The organism is Streptomyces sp. ISL-87, assembly GCF_018614095.1.
GTDB lineage: Bacteria > Actinomycetota > Actinomycetes > Streptomycetales > Streptomycetaceae > Streptomyces.
This window is the reverse complement of sequence record NZ_JAGGOY010000028.1, coordinates 125,844-141,548: the sequence shown is the minus strand read 5'-3', so window position 1 is coordinate 141,548 and position 15,705 is coordinate 125,844. Positions and strand designations below refer to the sequence as shown.

At 69.2% G+C, this 15,705-nt stretch carries 13 protein-coding genes and 4 pseudogenes; 6 read left to right on the top strand and 11 right to left on the bottom strand.

Annotated elements, in window-relative coordinates:
* Positions 1 to 114: 114 nt before the first annotated feature.
* Positions 115 to 453 (top strand): hypothetical protein, encoded by a 339-nt coding sequence (locus tag J7I97_RS10765; protein ID WP_214933193.1) that lies wholly within the window; start codon positions 115 to 117, stop codon positions 451 to 453.
* Positions 454 to 833: 380 nt separating this feature from the next.
* On the opposite strand, the gene J7I97_RS10760 is transcribed toward J7I97_RS10765, so the two are convergent.
* From J7I97_RS10760 to J7I97_RS10720, 11 genes and pseudogenes are all read right to left on the bottom strand, one after another.
* A complete protein-coding gene (locus J7I97_RS10760) occupies positions 834 to 1,235 on the bottom strand; it encodes an EthD family reductase (RefSeq protein WP_214933191.1) in 402 nt (133 codons plus the stop codon).
* A pseudogene (locus J7I97_RS38340) lies at positions 1,145 to 1,383 on the bottom strand (sigma factor); the annotation flags it as partial. The gene J7I97_RS10760 and the pseudogene J7I97_RS38340, both read right to left, overlap by 91 nt.
* Before the next feature lie 279 nt (positions 1,384 to 1,662).
* A pseudogene (locus J7I97_RS10755) lies at positions 1,663 to 1,764 on the bottom strand (IS5/IS1182 family transposase); the annotation flags it as partial.
* 74 nt (positions 1,765 to 1,838) lie between these two features.
* Entirely contained in the window at positions 1,839 to 2,303 is a 465-nt protein-coding gene (locus J7I97_RS10750) for a cupin domain-containing protein (protein WP_214933189.1), read from the bottom strand.
* A gap of 90 nt (positions 2,304 to 2,393) precedes the next feature.
* On the bottom strand, positions 2,394 to 2,564 hold the full coding sequence (locus J7I97_RS10745) for a hypothetical protein (protein ID WP_214933187.1): 171 nt from the start codon (positions 2,562 to 2,564) through the stop codon (positions 2,394 to 2,396).
* 72 nt (positions 2,565 to 2,636) lie between these two features.
* Positions 2,637 to 3,125, bottom strand: a complete 489-nt coding sequence (locus tag J7I97_RS10740; protein ID WP_214933186.1) for a carboxymuconolactone decarboxylase family protein — start codon at positions 3,123 to 3,125, stop codon at positions 2,637 to 2,639.
* Between the two features lie 122 nt (positions 3,126 to 3,247).
* Positions 3,248 to 3,430: pseudogene (locus J7I97_RS40235) on the bottom strand (ectoine hydroxylase); the annotation flags it as partial.
* A gap of 100 nt (positions 3,431 to 3,530) precedes the next feature.
* Positions 3,531 to 3,716 (bottom strand): annotated as a pseudogene (locus J7I97_RS40230) (phytanoyl-CoA dioxygenase family protein); the annotation flags it as partial.
* Positions 3,717 to 3,861: 145 nt separating this feature from the next.
* Positions 3,862 to 4,497 (bottom strand): class I SAM-dependent methyltransferase, encoded by a 636-nt coding sequence (locus J7I97_RS10730; protein ID WP_374195455.1) that lies wholly within the window; start codon positions 4,495 to 4,497, stop codon positions 3,862 to 3,864.
* Positions 4,498 to 4,628: 131 nt separating this feature from the next.
* The gene (lat, locus tag J7I97_RS10725) at positions 4,629 to 5,960 is read right to left on the bottom strand and encodes an L-lysine 6-transaminase (protein WP_214933180.1); all 1,332 of its coding nucleotides are present in this window, start codon (positions 5,958 to 5,960) and stop codon (positions 4,629 to 4,631) included.
* Between the two features lie 75 nt (positions 5,961 to 6,035).
* Complete coding sequence (locus tag J7I97_RS10720; protein ID WP_308378344.1) at positions 6,036 to 7,427, bottom strand: PLP-dependent aminotransferase family protein; 1,392 nt, start codon at positions 7,425 to 7,427, stop codon at positions 6,036 to 6,038.
* Between the two features lie 441 nt (positions 7,428 to 7,868).
* Between J7I97_RS10720 and hppD the strand changes: the two genes are divergently transcribed.
* From hppD to J7I97_RS10695, 5 genes are read left to right on the top strand one after another with little or no spacing between them, the layout of a single operon-like run.
* Positions 7,869 to 8,948, top strand: coding sequence for a 4-hydroxyphenylpyruvate dioxygenase (gene hppD / locus J7I97_RS10715; RefSeq protein ID WP_214933177.1), 1,080 nt, complete (start codon positions 7,869 to 7,871; stop codon positions 8,946 to 8,948).
* A 52-nt stretch (positions 8,949 to 9,000) separates the two neighbouring features.
* On the top strand, positions 9,001 to 10,086 hold the full coding sequence (locus J7I97_RS10710) for an alpha-hydroxy acid oxidase (protein WP_214933175.1): 1,086 nt from the start codon (positions 9,001 to 9,003) through the stop codon (positions 10,084 to 10,086).
* A 13-nt stretch (positions 10,087 to 10,099) separates the two neighbouring features.
* Positions 10,100 to 11,290, top strand: a complete 1,191-nt coding sequence (locus tag J7I97_RS10705) for an acetyl-CoA carboxylase biotin carboxylase subunit family protein (RefSeq protein ID WP_214933173.1) — start codon at positions 10,100 to 10,102, stop codon at positions 11,288 to 11,290.
* On the top strand, positions 11,283 to 11,981 hold the full coding sequence (locus tag J7I97_RS10700) for a 4'-phosphopantetheinyl transferase (RefSeq protein ID WP_214933171.1): 699 nt from the start codon (positions 11,283 to 11,285) through the stop codon (positions 11,979 to 11,981). The genes J7I97_RS10705 and J7I97_RS10700 overlap by 8 nt, the downstream gene beginning before the upstream one ends.
* Before the next feature lie 12 nt (positions 11,982 to 11,993).
* On the top strand, positions 11,994 to 15,692 hold the full coding sequence (locus tag J7I97_RS10695) for a non-ribosomal peptide synthetase (RefSeq protein WP_214933169.1): 3,699 nt from the start codon (positions 11,994 to 11,996) through the stop codon (positions 15,690 to 15,692).
* The last annotated feature ends 13 nt before the right edge of the window (positions 15,693 to 15,705 follow it).

The window sequence follows — 15,705 nt, the reverse complement described above, 5'->3', positions numbered from 1 at the left end:
AGGGACTTAACGCCCTCTGAGTACCTCGCATCCGCGATATGAGTACGCGGACGGCTGCGACGGACCGGGGAGCTGACGTTTGATCGGGGCATGAACACAACAGAGCCCCGGTCAATGCCAGCAACCGAGGAGATGCGCGCCGCGGACCGCACCGGCTTCGGCGGCCGCAGCAGCCGCTTCTGGTCCTTCCTGGCCGCCGCCCTCTTCGTGCCTGCCGCGCTGGCAGCCAGCGTGCTCACCCTCTCCTCCGAGCGCGCGGGGCGCTGCGTGACGTACGGGGAGCAGTGCGGCTCACCACTGCCCGGGGAGCTGTTCGTGTGGGGCGTCGGAGTGGGCGCTATGGCGTGTGTCATCGCGCTGGTCACGCCCGCGGCACGGATCCGTCGGGTGGCGTTGATCGCACAACTCCTCGCGGAGTGCTTGGCGCTGATGGTGATCCTCAGCTACGCGTGACACGCGGGCTCGCGGGCCGCGCACCCACGAGCCGTCGACGGTTAGCCCTTCAGCTAACTCGCCAACTGAGGGCGCTCCTTCTTAGGGCCGCCTGTACTCCCGGCTCGGCTGGAGCTGACCGCAGGCCGTCCCAGCCCGCGCGGCCATGGTGGCCCGTCTGGAGGCGGTAGGCGCCTCCGGAGGGCGTGTGCGTCAGCCTCGGTGTAGAGACCCGCGAAGAGTGCGCCGCCGGGATCGAGTGCCGAGGAGGCCGCGAGAGTGCCAAGGTCAGAGGGGTGAAGCCAGTGTCTTCGATCAGGGAAGCGACCACGGTCTTCGCGGCGCGGTCGTCTCCCGCGTAAGCCATGGCGGTGGGAAGCGGCTTGGCGTGGGCCCGGGTCTCAGGCGGGCGACAGACGTGCGAGCACGCTCTCGTCCACGGTGGAGATCATGCTGCGGACAGGGGCGAGCTCCTGGAGGTTCGCCGCGTCGGCCGCGGCGGTGCGCCCCTCGGGTGAGGCGTACGCGGTGTGCAGTTCGTCCAGCGTGTCCCATTCCACTTCGGCGACCAGGTAGTACGGGAAGCCGCCGCGGACGGCGACCATGCCGCGGCCGATCGTGTAGCGGCGCAGCCGCGGGAGGCGGCGTGCGAGCGGGATGCGGCGTGCGAGCGGGATGCGGGTGTGGTGGTAGTGCCGGTTGGCGGCATCTCCGGCACCAGTGGCGCCGCGGGATCGTCGCTCGGCACCCCCGACCCGGACGGCAGTGGACGCCGCCCACGCCCCTCCAGCGCGGTCAGGCACACATTCGTTGCGATCCGGTACAGCCAGGTCCGCAGCGACGCACGCGCCGGGTCGTACCGGTCCTGGGCCTTCCAGGCACGCAGCAGCGTCTCTGCACCAGATCCTTGGCCTCGTGGAACGAACCCAACGTCCGGTAGCAGAGCGCCATCAACTCACCCCGGTACGGCTCGAAGTCCACAGGCGCATCATGCCGCAGGCCCGTCTTACGGTGCCCCGGCCGAGTCGGGCTTCAGCATGATCGGCTGCCAGCGCCGCCGAGGTGGTCTCCCAACCCCAAGGCCGGCAACGACTGCCCAAGGCGTCCATGTTCGGAACGCGGAAGGAGACGACTTGCTCCGAGTCCAGGTGCTGGTCTAGACGCTGGCTCACCTGCCGTTGCCACACCCCCAGACGGGGGGCCCGCAACGCGCGCCGCACCCGCGCAGCGCTTCCGGTGGTCGGCCCACCGCCGTCCAGGGACCGGATCGGCCGGCATCAGCGGCTCGATCCGGTCCCACATCGCATCAGCGCTCACCAACCGGACAGGCATATCCATCCGGTGACCCACCAGAGGCATTGACCGCCCATCATCCGGCCGCCTGGTGTCCGCGTCGGGGGCGCTGTTCACACCTCGTATTCGATGCCGTACGGCGCGCCGATCGGGTTGAGCAGGGCGGGGTTGAACGTGCCATCGGGATTGTCGGCGGCGCCAGGGCCGGCTTCGAGCAGGTCCTCCAGGTAGCACTCCCAGCCGCCGGGCGAGGAGATTTGCAGCACTCGGGGCGTGGTGCCGGCGGCCCGGCTCAACGCGTGCGGAACGCCCTTCGGCAGAAGGACGAAGGACCCGGCGGGGACGGTGAAGTCCTCCCCGTCGAAGTGCACGCCGAGTACACCTTCCAGGACGTAGACCATCTCGTCCGCGACGTGGTGGGTATGCCGGGGGACGTCCTTGACCAACGTCACCTCCAGTAGGGAGAGGCGGCCTTCGGTTTCCTCGGTGCGCGCCTTGATCTGGACGGGCGCCGGCAGGGCGACCCGGCCCGTTCGGCGTTCGCCCGGCAGAAGCTTGATGAATCGCTCGCTCGACATGAAGGAGTCCTGCTCTTGTGGAATCGGTCGACGCAGGAGACGTGCTTGCCGGTGGCAGCAGCGCGGGGAAGGGGTGGGGGTTGCGGGCCGTCAGTGGTCGGGGCCGGCCGCGCGGAAGAGTTCCGCCAGGCGCCCGAGCGCGACCACCACGTGATCACGGTCCTCACCGGGACCGGCCAGCAGCTCCGCCTCTCGCCCAAGAAGACGCGGAAAGAGCGCATCGATCGTCTGGCGCCCCTGGTCGGTGATGACGACCTCCACTGCGCGGCGGTCGGCCGCACTGGGGCGCCGGACCCAGCGTGAGGGCCGGCCCTCAGTGACAGCGGGGTCAGGTCAGTCCCACTGCTCGTCCGCGAGAGAGGTGACAGGGGCGGGCTTGCCGATGACGGCCAGGGCGATGAAGAAGTTGATCTGGCCGATCGCGATGGTGAGGGTGGCCAGCGCCTTCTCGTCGTAGTGCTTGGCCACCTCTGCGTACAGGTCGTCCGTGACCCGCTCCCGGCCGTGCGGCGCCGGCTGGAGGGTGGCCTCCACCAGCGCGAGGGCGGCGCGTTCGGCGTCGGTGAAGTAGGGGGCGTCCTGCCAGGAAGAGACGGCCGTGATGCGCTCCTCGGACTCCCCCGCCTTGCGCAGGAAGGCGGTGTTCAGGATCGTCAGGTAGGTGTTGCCGACGATCTGTCCGGCGCGCAGGTGCACCAGGCTCATCGTGGTGCGCGGTACCGAGCGGTTGCCGGTGGCCCTGAAGAGAGCGGCGCTGATGTCGCTCAGCTCCGGCACGAACTCGGCCGGGTTCGGCATCCTGGAGATCGGGGTGTTCGTCATGACTGCACTCCTTTACGTCGGCCTGTTCGGCGCTTTCAGAGCACTGACGGGCCGGCTCACCAAGATGTGACAGGAGTCCGCGAAAATTTTTTGCGGCGGCGGTGGCCTCCTGTGATCGGGGGTCAGAGCGGCGTGAAGTCGCGTGCGGCGACGAAGGCGGGGCGGCGGCCGGGAGCGGCGAAGGGCTCGCCGGGGGTGTAGTCGACGCTGTTGAAGACGACGAACAGGTTGCTGCGGGGGTAGGGGGTGATGTTGTCGGCGGAGCCGTGCATGCGGTTGCAGTCGAACCAGGTCGCTGAGCGGGCGCCGGGGTGGCGCCGGGGTGGCGCCGACGCAGCCGACGAAGGTGCGGTGCGAACCGGGCGTGATCACGGGGCCGCCGTTGGTGTCTGGTTGTCGGTCAGGGCGATCGACACCGACAGGGCTCGCATCCGGGGGCAGGCCGTCCTCGGAGTGCCACGTCTCGAAGTCGGAGTGCCAGTAGAACCCGCTGCCGCGGAATGGCGGCTTGAGGTTGATGCGGCTCTGGTGGACGTACACCTGGGAGCCGAGGATCTGCCGGACACGGCCGGCGATGCGCTCGACAGCCACCAGGGCGGCGAAGACATCGCTGATCTTGTGGATCTCGTCATTGTCCACCCGGCGCCAGCCCGCCCGCCGGTCCCCACGCCGCGGCGTCGGCGGACCGAGGTCTTCCGCGGGGCGGACCGTACTCGACGTCCGGCCAGTCGGCCAATTAGGCACGGCAGCGCAGCATCTCCAGCGGCGGGTTCGCGAGGAGGTCCGCCCAGAAGTCCTCGCCGAACTCACGGATGCCGGCTTCGGACACCTGCAGCGGAACCCACTTCACCTCGCTGAACCCGGACGCCCGCAGACAGTCCTCGTAGACCTCGCGGCGCGGGGCCGTGGTGACAATGCTGATCGGCTGCGGGTCGAGGAGAGCCGTGACCCGCGCCCGCGGACCCGTCTCGATTTCCTCGCCGGTCGGCTCGCAGCGGAACCCGTACTTGTCCAGGGACGGAGAGTCGAACCGGTCGTCGGGCTTCTGGGCGAGCACGAAGAACTCTCCACCCGGCACCAGGTTCCGGTGAATGTTGCGGCACATCCGCTCCATCGCCGCGATGTCCTCGGCGTAGTTGAGGCACTGCACTCCCACCGCGATGTCGAAGCGCTCGTCGAGAGGCCGCAGCTCGGCCACGTCACCGACCTCGTAGCTCACACCCAGCGGGTCACGCTGCTCGATCTCCCGCGCGGCGGCGATCATCTCGACGGAGATGTCGACACCGAAGACATCCGTGGCGCCGCGCCGCTTGAACTCCCTGCTGTAGAACCCGGTGCCGCACGCCAGGTCGAGAACCGACTTGCCGCTCACGTCCCCGACCATGCCCAGGAAGCTCGGCACCTCCCGGACAAACGCTCACCGCCTTCCTCGCGAATACGCACCAGGCCACCTCTTCCTTCGCGGCCGGCCTGAGCCCGTTCGGGCGGGCCCCGGCGGCTCGATCAGGTCAGTGCTGTGAGCACGCGGTCCAGAGCTGCGACGCCGTGATCCAGCTCTTCCACCGACACGGTCAGGGCCGGGCGGAATTGCACACTGCTGGGTCCGCACGCCGGGACGATCACCTGCTCGTGCTCCCGCAACCGCGCGACGACGGTGTCCCGCATCTGCGACGTCGGCAGCGTGAATGCGCACAGCAAGCCGCGTCCACGCACGTCGGTGACGACGTCGTGGCGTTCGGCGACGGCGGCAAGCTCGGTTTGCAGGTGTTTGCCCAGCTCGGCCGCGCGGTTGATGAGGTCCTCGGATTCGATGACTTCGAGGATGCGTCGGGCGCGCACCATGTCGGTCAGGTTTCCGCCCCAGGTCGAGCACAGCCGCGACGAGACGTTGAAGACGTTGTCGGGGACTTCGTCGACGCGTCCGCCGGCCATGATGCCGCACACCTGCACCTTCTTGCCGAAGGCGACGACGTCGGGCTGCACACCCAGCTGCTGGTAGGCCCAGGCGGTGCCGGTCATGGCGACGCCGGTCTGTACTTCGTCCATGACGAACAGCGCGTCGAATTCACGGCACAGCGCCTGTACTGCCTGAAGGAATTCCGGCCGGAAGTGGTTGTCGCCGCCTGCGCCCTGGATCGGCTCGGCGACGAAGCACGCGATGTCGTGGGGGTTCGTCTCGAACGCGCGGCGAGCAGCTGCCAGCGCCACCTGCTCGGCGGCGACGACATCGGCGTTGCCGTTGATGGACGGGCACGGAATACGCGGCCAGTCGAACTTCGGGAACCGCGCGACGTTGTTCCGGTCGCACGTGTTGGTGAGGCTCAGGGTGTAACCGGAGCGGCCGTGGAACGCGTTCTCCAGATGCAGCACCTTCGTACCGAGCGACGGGTCGATGCCGTGCGCCTCGTTCCAGCGGCTCTTCCAGTCGAAGGACACCTTGAGCGCGTTCTCCACGGCCAGCGTGCCGCCGTCGACGAAGAACAGATGCGGCAACGCCGGGTCGCCCAGCACGCGGACGAAGGTGTCGACGAAGCGCGCCATTGGAATGGAGTAGAGGTCGGAGTTGCTGGGCTTGTTCACGGCCGCGCGACCCAGTTCGGCGACGAACGCGTCGTCGTCGGCCAGTGCCGGATGATTCATGCCCAGCGCCGACGAGGCGAAGAAGCTGAAGAAGTCGAGGTAGGCAGTACCGGTGCGGCCGTCCACCAACTGCGAACCGCGGGAGGCCTCCAGGTTGAGCACCAGTTCGTAGCCGTCGGCGAGCATGTGCCGGGCAATGGTTTCGTGGACCTGAGCGGCAGAGATGTCATCGGATGCGCCTGAGGCTATCGTCATGGTCAAACCCTACAAGAACGAGCTTGCGCTGACGGGGAGTTGGGGCGCACGCCCCGGCTCGGCGGCTCGCCGCTGCTATGAAGTGCCGGATGATTCCGGGCCCTTGCTCGACGCGGCCGCCGCACGGATGAAACCGGCGAGGCGGTCCAGACCCTCGTCGATGGTCGGCGGATCCATCTGACTGAACGCCAGGCGCAGGTGGTTGGCCCCGCCGCCGTCGGTGTAGAAGTTCGACATCGGGGTCCACAGGACGCCGTGCTCCCGTGCCGACCACTCCAGCAGCGCCTCATCGGCGCGGAAGGGGACGCCCAGCGACAGGAAGAAACCGCCGGTGGGCGAGTTCCACGAAACGCCGGGCGTGCCGGACAAGCGGCGGCCGAGGCCGTCGAGCATGAGCGCGAGATTGCGCTGGTAGATCGCGATCTGGCGTTCATTCGCCGCGAAGAGGCTGATGCCGTGCGCGATCAGGGCGCCGCCGACCACGGCCTGGGTGATGGGCGAGGTGTTGACGGTCAACATGCTCTTGATCACGCCGAGTTGTTCGGCGAGGAGCGTCGCGCGAGCGGGACCGGCCCCGGCTGCCCGCTCGCCCACGAGCTGGTCTGCGACGACGTAGCCGACCCTGGCCCCCGGCCACACCGTCTTGGCGAACGAGCCGACGCGAATCACTCGACGCTGTTCGTCCAGCGACTTCAGCGTGGGCAGCCGACGCCCGCCGCCGGCGAAGACGCCGTACGCGTTGTCCTCCAGCACGAACAGGTCCGCGGTACGGACGATCTCGAGCAGCCGGCGGCGGGTCGACAGATCCAGGCTGATTCCGGTCGGGTTCGAGACGTCCGGCACGATGTAGAGCAGGCGCGGACGCAGACCGCGGCGGCGCGTCGCGTCGATCGTGCTCTGCAGATCGGCGAGGTCGATCCCGCCGTCGCCGCTGCGAACCGGTACGACCGGACAGTCGACCAGTCGGGCGGCACCGGCCAGGCCGGCGTAGGTCGGCGCCACGGCGAGCACCGCGTCGCGCTGCGTGCCCCGCAGCGCACGCAGCACCAGGAAGATGCCCTCCTGTGCCCCGACGGTGATGACGATGGACTCGGCCGGGACTCGGACGCCCTCGTCGATCTCCAGCTGCCGGGCGACGAGGTCGTGAATGATCCCGTTGGTGCGGCCGTACTGGAGCAGGGTGCGCCGCACCTCTGCTTCGGACATCTCCCGCTGCTCGCGCAGGTGGTTGGTGAAGATCTCGATGTAGCGGGCGATGTCGGCGGTGTCGAAGTAGTCCTCGGCCGGGCGGCCGGCAGCGAAGGAGATGCTGTCCGGGAAGCGGCTCGCCACCTCGTTGAGGAACACCAGCGATGACATCATCGGGTCCATCAACGATTCGTGCAGTGAGGCCAATTCGATGTCTAGTTGCACATCGCGTTGCACGTCGAGCCCTGGGTCGGCCGTCTCCGATTCGGGACTGCCCACCGCGTCTCCACGCCCTCTGACCCTGCTTTCACCCGGCACCGGCACAGACTAACCCCGATCCTTCAGCCGTGCAGGAAGGATGCGGATCCAACTAGACGACTGCTGCGCGGAGTTGGCTTCCAGCATCCAGCTCCCGCCCGCGTCCCGGCAGCGCTCGGCAGGCTGTACCGGCCGACGGTCTTCACTGCCCTCACCCGGTCTTTGCCGAAGTCGTGAAACATGGCGACGATCAAATATTTCCAGCCAATCATTCGAAGTCGGCAAGGTTCTTCAACTGGGCCTCGTCTCAAGGGAAATAACTGAATTCCCAAGGCCAATGGGTTACCGTCGGAACGTGGTCCTTGGGGCGCCGCTGCGCGGCCGGGTCAGAGGTCCTGCGGCAGCTCGCGCCATTGCCGGTCGGGAACGCACCCCCACACGACGCGAAACACGAGGAGCTTGATGACCACTGGACGCGACCGGGGCAGCTTCGATCTCGACTACATCGAGATGTACGTCGAGGACCTCGGCGCAACGCTCGGCACCTGGTGCGACCAGTACGGCTTCAGGCGTGTCGCCGTCGGTGGGTCACCGGAGACGGGGTTTCGATCAGTCGTCCTGCGCCATGGCGGGATGAGTCTGGTCCTGACCGAGGCAACCTCCCTCGACCATCCGGCCGCCGACTACGTGAAATCGCACGGCGACGGAGTCGTCGACATCGCCATGCGCGCCCCCGACGTCCGGCAGGCCTACGAGACCGTCGTCGCGGCGGGCGGAACCGGCCTCGTCGAACCCTGGGACCCTGAAGAGGCCGAGGTCGCGCTCGTGTCGAAGGTCGCGGGCTTCGGCGACGTCGTACACACACTGCTGCAGCGCGAAGAGCCGAGCAACGGCATCCCGGTCGGTTATCGGGAGACCGAGGGTGCGTCGGCACAGGACACGAGCAGCTACGAGGTCGTCGCGCCAGACCACTTCGCTGTGATCGTTTCCTTGGGACAACTCGACTCGACGGTCGAGTTCTACGAGCGGGCGTTCGGGTTCGACGAGATATTCGCCGAGCGCATCGTCATCGGTGCGCAGGCCATGCTGTCGAAGGTCGTCCAGAGCGCCTCGCGCACGGTGACGTTCACGATCCTCGCGCCCGACCCGAGTGCCGCGACCGGGCAGATCAGCGACTTCCTGTCCGGACACGGCGGTCCTGGCGTGCAACACGTGGCCCTGGCCGTCGACGACATCGTCCGCGCAGTCACCACGCTGGCCGAACGCGACGTCAAGTTCCTCTCCACGCCCGACGCGTACTACGCGCGGTTACCCGATCGCGTGCCCTCGCCCCGGCACGCCGTCCAACGCCTGCACGAGCTGAACATCCTCGTCGACGAAGACCACGGCGGGCAGCTGTTCCAGATCTTCACCCGCTCGACCCATCCGCGGCGCACGCTGTTCTTCGAGGTCATCGAGCGGCGCGGTGCCAGAACTTTCGGCAGCTCGAACATCAAGGCGTTGTACGAGGCGGTCGAGGGCGAACGTGTCGCCTCGTCCTGAGAGTCCACAGCTCGACTCGGGCACCGCGCAGCGCCTGGCCGGCGCGTTGCACATGGCCGATGTCGTCGAGCTGGCCCACCGTCAGTTACCGTCAGACGTCTGGGACTTCGTCGTCGGCGGAGCAGGGCAGGAGCTGACGCTCGCGGCCAATCGCGCGGCACTGGACGCCGTCCGGGTCGTTCCGCGGGCACTGCGTGACGTATCCGCCTGCGCCATCTCGACGACCCTGTTCGGGCGAACGACATCGGCGCCGATCGCCATAGCACCGGTCGCCTACCACCAGCTGGTGCACCCCCACGGCGAGCTGGCCACGGCGCGCGCTGCACGTGCATGCGGGGTGCCTCTGGCCATCAGTACGCTCAGCAGCCACTCGATCGAGGCCATCGCCGCACAAGGGGCACCCGTCTGGTTCCAGCTCTACTGGTTGCGCGACGAGCGGACCCGCGACGAACTGGTGAGCCGTGCCGAGGCGGCGAAATGCGACGCCCTCGTCGTCACCGTCGACGTCCCGTGGATGGGACGTCGGCTGCGCGACATCCGGAACAATTTCGCGGTCGGCCCGGACGTCGTCGCGGCGAACCTGCCCGACACCGTGCGGCCGCCCTTGGGCTCCACCGTGGCAGCGCACACCGCCGACCTGTTGAGCCCCTCGCTGACCTGGGCGGACATCGAGGCTCTGCGTGCCCGTACGAGCTTGCCGCTGGTACTCAAGGGGATCCTCTCCCCCGAAGACGCGCGGCGCGCGGTCGACTGCGGTGTCGACGGCATCGTGGTGTCGAACCACGGCGGGCGACAGTTGGACGGCGCTGTCGGCAGCATCGAGTGCCTGGCCGCGGTACGGGCGGCGGTGGGGCAGCGGTGCACGGTCCTGCTCGACGGCGGTGTGCGGTCCGGCGTCGACGTCCTCAAGGCGCTCGCGCTGGGTGCCGATGCGGTGCTCGTCGGCCGTCCGGTGATCTGGGGGCTGGCCGCGGGCGGCGAGGCGGGGGTCCATCACACGCTGGAGCTACTGAAGCGCGAGTTACGCGACGCTCTCGGGCTGGCGGGATGCGTGCGGGTCGCCCAAGCGCGCGACTTGCAGACGATGCCGCCGACAATCCGGGCGACACTTTCCGAGGTAGGTGGATGTGGCGGGTAAGCAGGTCCTGCTGGTGGTCTACGACGACGGCAGCGCAGGCCCGGAGCGGATCGCGGAAGCAGCCCGCGCGCACGCTTGCACGCTGCTGTTCGCGGTCGCCGACACGCCCCACGCGCGCGAGATGACGCCGGCACTGGAGGCCTTCGGCGTCGTCGTCGACCTGGACGACGTCGACGAACTGCGCCAATACGAGCCGGCCGGGATCGTCACCTTCAGCGAGTACCAGCTCGGCCGCACCGCCGAGCTCGCTGTCACGCTCAAGCTGACCCACCACGACATATCGGCGGTGCCTGCGATCACCCGCAAGGACCTGCAGCGCGAGGCGTTGCGCGCGGCCGGCGTGGAGGCCGTGCGCGCACGAACCGTACGCTCGCCCGGCGACGTGGACGCCGCGCTCGCGGCTGTGGGGCTGCCTGCGATCGTCAAGCCGGTGGTCAGCGCGGCGAGCCGCAACACGCTGGCACTGGAGGATCCCGCCGAGGCCCGCGAGGTCGTCACCGGTCTGCTCGCACTCGAGCCCGAGTTGCTCCTCGAGGAGCAGTTGATCGGACGACCTACCCCGCACCCGTGGGGCGACTACGTCGCCGTCGACTGCGTCGTGGAAGGCGAGGACGTCGTCCCCGTCTTCGTCACGAGCAAGTTCGCCCTCGCCCCGCCGTTCCGCGAACGCGGCGGGTACGGCGCGCGGTCGATCCTGCCCGCGGACGAGATCGAGATGTTGATCGAGCTGTCAGGTCGCGCGGTGCGCGCCGTCGGGATCCGCGGCGGCATGGCACAGGTCGAGATCAAGCTGACCGCCGACGGACCGCGGGTGATCGAGGTGAACGGACGGCTCGGTGGCTGGACCGACGACCTCGCCCGCCGCTCGGCGACGAGCGATCCCGTCGGCCTCGCCGTCGCGGCCGCGCTCGGCCGTCCCCTGTCCCGCCCCGACGTGCTGGGCGGCGACGCGATCACCTTCCGCTACCTGATCACGCCACCGATGCAAGCCGGCCGGGTCGCCGCGATCGGTGACATCACGCCGCTGCGGACGCTGCCGGGAGTCGGGCGGGTGACAGTGCTGACCGAGGTGGGTGCTGACGTCGACTGGCGGCTGGGCACCCAGTCCGCGGTCGCCACGATATCCGGCCAGGTCGACACGCACGAGCAACTCGTCGAGCTGATCGACCGGATCGAGTCGGCGCGCTGGATCGAGTATGTCTGAGCTGCTCTCGACTGCCGGCAGACTCGCGACGGTCGTCCCGGCCGGGGTATCGACGGCCGAGGCGTTCGGCGACCTGGAGCCCCTCTACGAGTTCCCGGCCGAGACCGGTCTCATCGTCGGGGTCGTGGACAGCCGGCGCCGCGAGTTCCTCACCGCCCGGCGCTGCGCACACGAGGCGTTGGCCAGACTCGGCCGAACGGCCGTTCCGGTCGGTCGCGACAGTGACCGCGCGCCGGTGTGGCCGCACGGCGTCGTCGGCAGCATCACCCACTGCGACGGGTACCGTGCCGCTGCGGTGGCCGAGGACCGCGATGTCGTCGCACTCGGTATCGATGCCGAGCCGAACCGCGATCTGGCACCGGGTGTCGCCGAACTGGTACTGCGCCCCACCGAGGCGCTCCACCTCGATTCCCTCCAGCGCGACGGACCCGCCTTGGCCTGGCCCACGCTCGCGTTCTGCGCCAAGGAGGCGATCTACAAGGCCTGGTACCCGACGGCGCGCCGCCGACTCGACTTCCAGGACGTCGAAGTGCGTTTCGAGCCTACGCGGCGCAGCTTCGTCGGACGCTTCCTTGCCGCGGACCGGACCCGTCGGGAGCTGTCCGGGCGCTACATCTTCGACGACGATCTCGTGATCGCCGCGGTCGTCGTAGGGTCCGCGACGGGGCGCGCGGACCAGTACCTGACGTAGAAAAGGTGATGCATGAACCCGTTCGACGATCCGGACGCCGCGTGCCTGGTGCTGGTCAACGACGACGAGCAGCAAAGCCTCTGGCCGGCCGACGTGCCGATCCCGCCGGGCTGGCGCCCGGTCTTCGACGGCCTGATGTCCGCCTGCTTGGACTTCGTCGAGCGTGAGTGGACCGACGACCGGCCGCGTCGCCTCGGTTCGGTACCGGACTCCGAGGCCGCGAAATCACCCTGTCTGCCCGACCTGTTCGAGGCACAGGCGGCGCGGACACCCCAGGCCGTCGCGGTGCGGCACGAACGCGCGCACGGTCTGGCCGAGTTGACCTACGCCGAGCTGGCGGCCCGCGTCGACCGGTTGGCCTGGGAGCTGCGCCGCCGCGGTATCGGGCCCGAGTCGATCGTCGCCGTCGCGTTGCCGAGCGGCACCGCCTTCGTCGTCGCCGTGCTGGCCGTGACCAAGGCCGGCGGCGCCTACCTGCCGCTCGATCTGGACTACCCGGCGCTGCGCCTGGAGTTCATGCTCGCCGACGCGGCCCCGGCCATGACGATCGTGCCACCCGGCGATGCCGGCGCGGCTATCGCAGGACCCACGCTGGTACTCGATGACACGGGCACTGCGACCGCCACGGGCGAACCACTGACGCAGCGGTCCTTCACGGACTCCGACCGCACCGTCCCACTCCACCCTGACCATCCCGCGTACCTCATCTACACCTCCGGCTCGACCGGCAGGCCGAAGGCGGTCACGGTCACCCACCGCGGACTGCCCGACTTGTGCCGTCAGTTCACCATGGCCGCCGACCCGCGACCTGGCAGCCGCGTGCTGCAGCAGTCCTCCCCTAGCTTCGACGCTTCGGTGCTGGAGCTTCTGCTGGCGCTCGCGCACGGCGCGACCCTGGTGATTCCGCGCAGCCGACACGACGACCTTGCCGACGTGTTCGTGCGCCTGGCCGTGACGCACTCGTTCGTCACCCCGGCCGCACTGGCCGCGATCACGCCGCCCGAGGGCGAGGTCCCCATCCCGGGCGGCGTGTTGGAGGTGCTGATCGCCGGTGGTGAGGTGCTGTCGCCGGCACTGGTCCGGCGATGGGCACCGGGCCGAAAGTTCTACAACATCTACGGACCGACCGAAACCACCGTCTGCGTGACGATGAGTGAGCCGCTGCTCCCCGCTGACGAGCCGACGCCGATCGGGTCGACGATCCTCGGAACACGCGTCCACGTCCTGGACGAGCGGTTGCAACCGGTGCCGGACGGCGAGATCGGCGAGCTCTACGCCGCCGGTCCCGGCGTGGCACGTGGCTACCACGGCCGACCCGGCCTGACGGCGTCGCGCTTCGTCGCCTGCCCGTTCCCCGATCCGGCTGATCCATCCGGACACGTGCGCACCGGGACGCGCATGTACCGCAGCGGCGACCTTGTCCGCCGACGCGCCGACGGCGGTGTGGACTACGTCGGTCGTGCCGATCAGCAGATCAAGATCCGCGGATTCCGGACCGAACTCGGCGAGATCGAGGCCGTCGTCGCAGCGCATCCGGCCGTCGTACAGTGCGCTGTGCTGGCCCGGCCCGTCAGGGACGAGGAGGAGGACACGAGCAGTGCGCAACTGCGGCTGGTTGCCTTCATCGTGGCCCAGCCCGGCCCGAAGACCGACCAGGCGGAATTGCGCGCGCACGTCGAGCGCCAGCTGCCGGCCCACATGGTGCCGAACGCGTGGGTGTTCCTCGACCGCCTGCCGATGACGTCGAACGGCAAGCTCGACCGGACGGCGCTGGCCGCGCAGCCGATCCCCGAGCACCGTCCGGCGCCGAGCGCCCAGCCGCGAACCGAGACCGAGCGGATGCTGGCAGAGCTGTTCTCGCAGACGCTGCACCACGAGCGGGTCGGTGTCGACGACAACTTCTTCGACCTCGGTGGGAACTCACTGCTGGCCGCCCGCATGACCAACCGCATCCGCGCGGCAGCCGACGCCGAGATCGGCGTCCAGGCGATATTCGGCTCCCCCACCGTCGCCGGCCTGGCCCGGCTCATCGACGCCGGGCCCAGCTCTACGCTGCCGCCGCTGGTCCCGATGCCGCGGCCCCGGCGCGTTCCGCTGTCCTCCGCCCAGGCCCGGCTGTGGTTCCTGCACCGACTCGACGGCCCGAACGCCGCGTACAACATCCCGCTGGTCTGGCAGTTGACCGGACCGGTGGACACGTCCGCGCTGGCCGATGCGCTGGCGGACGTGCTGGCGCGGCACGAGAGCCTGCGCACCGTGTTCGGCGAGTACGACGGCATACCGTTCCAGCGGGTGCTCGATCCGGACGACCTCGCGCCCTGCCTGACGGTCGAGCAGGTGGCCGAGTCCGACCTGGCGACAGCCGTCGACGACGCCTGCAGGTTCTGTTTCGACCTGACCGTCGCCGTGCCCGTCCGGAGCTGGCTGTTCCGCACCGAGTCGACCGCACCGACAGCCACGCTGGTGCTGCTCGTACACCACATCGCGGCGGACGAGTGGTCGATGCGTCCGCTGCTGCGTGACCTGAGCGAGGCCTACGCCGCCCGCCGCGCGGGCGCCGTGCCGGCGTGGTCGGAGCTTCCGGTGCAGTACGGGGACTACAGCCTGTGGCAGCGCAGGCTGCTCGCCGGGCGAGACGGGACCCGGCATCCGCTGATGCAGGCCGATCTTGATTTCTGGACCGCGGCGCTGGCCGATGCGCCCGCCGACGCGGTCGTCCCGGCCGACCATCCCCGTTCGGCGGACGAGGACCGGCACATCGGCGCCAGGGTCACCTTCGCGGTCGGCGCGGACGTGCGTCGCAACCTGTTCGAACTCGCGCGAACGTGCGGTGCCACCGGTTTCGCACCCCTGCACGCGGCCGTGTCCGTCCTGCTGCGTGACTTCGGGGCCGGGACCGACGTGCCGATCGGTGTCCCGATCGCCGGCCGCGATGCGGCCGAGCTCGAAGACGTCGTCGGGTTCTTCGTCAACACCGTGATCCTGCGGGCCGACGTGTCGGGCGACCCCACCTTCCGGCAGCTGGTCACACAGCTCGCCCGCCGTGACGTCGATGCGTTCGCTCACGGGCGGATCCCGTTCGACCACGTCGTCGACTCGCTCAACCTGCGGCGTGACCTCGGCCGAAGCGCCGGGTTCCAGGTAATGATCGGTTTCAACCAGGGTCCGCCGGACCGGCTCACGCTCGCCGGCACGGACTGCGTCGTCGTGCCGGTCGACACCGGCACGACGAAGTTCGACCTCACCATCACGTTCGCCGACACGTCGGCCGAGCACGGGCCGACAGGCCTGTCCGGCGTCATCGAGTACGACCGCCACCTGTTCGAGGCCTCGACCGTCGAGGCGCTCGCCGCGCACCTCGTGGTACTGCTCGGCGAGGGCGCCGCGCAGCCGGACGTACCGATGGGCAGTGCGCAGCACACGCGTGCACGCAGTCCTCGGGGAGAGACCGAGGCACTGCTCGCCGAGCTGTTCGCCGACAGTCTGCGCCGTCCCGACGTCGAGATCGGCATCGACGACGACTTCTTCGACCTCGGCGGCGACCGGCTGGCCGTCGCCCGGCTCGCCAACCGCATCCGTACGATGATGGACGTCGAGTTCGGCGTCGACGACCTCAGGCGGATGCCCACCATCGCGACGATCGCCGCCTGGTTGGACCACATGGACGAAACGACGCAGACGCACCCAGGCGCGTCGGCCGACCTTCCCTGAAGACCGAAGAACT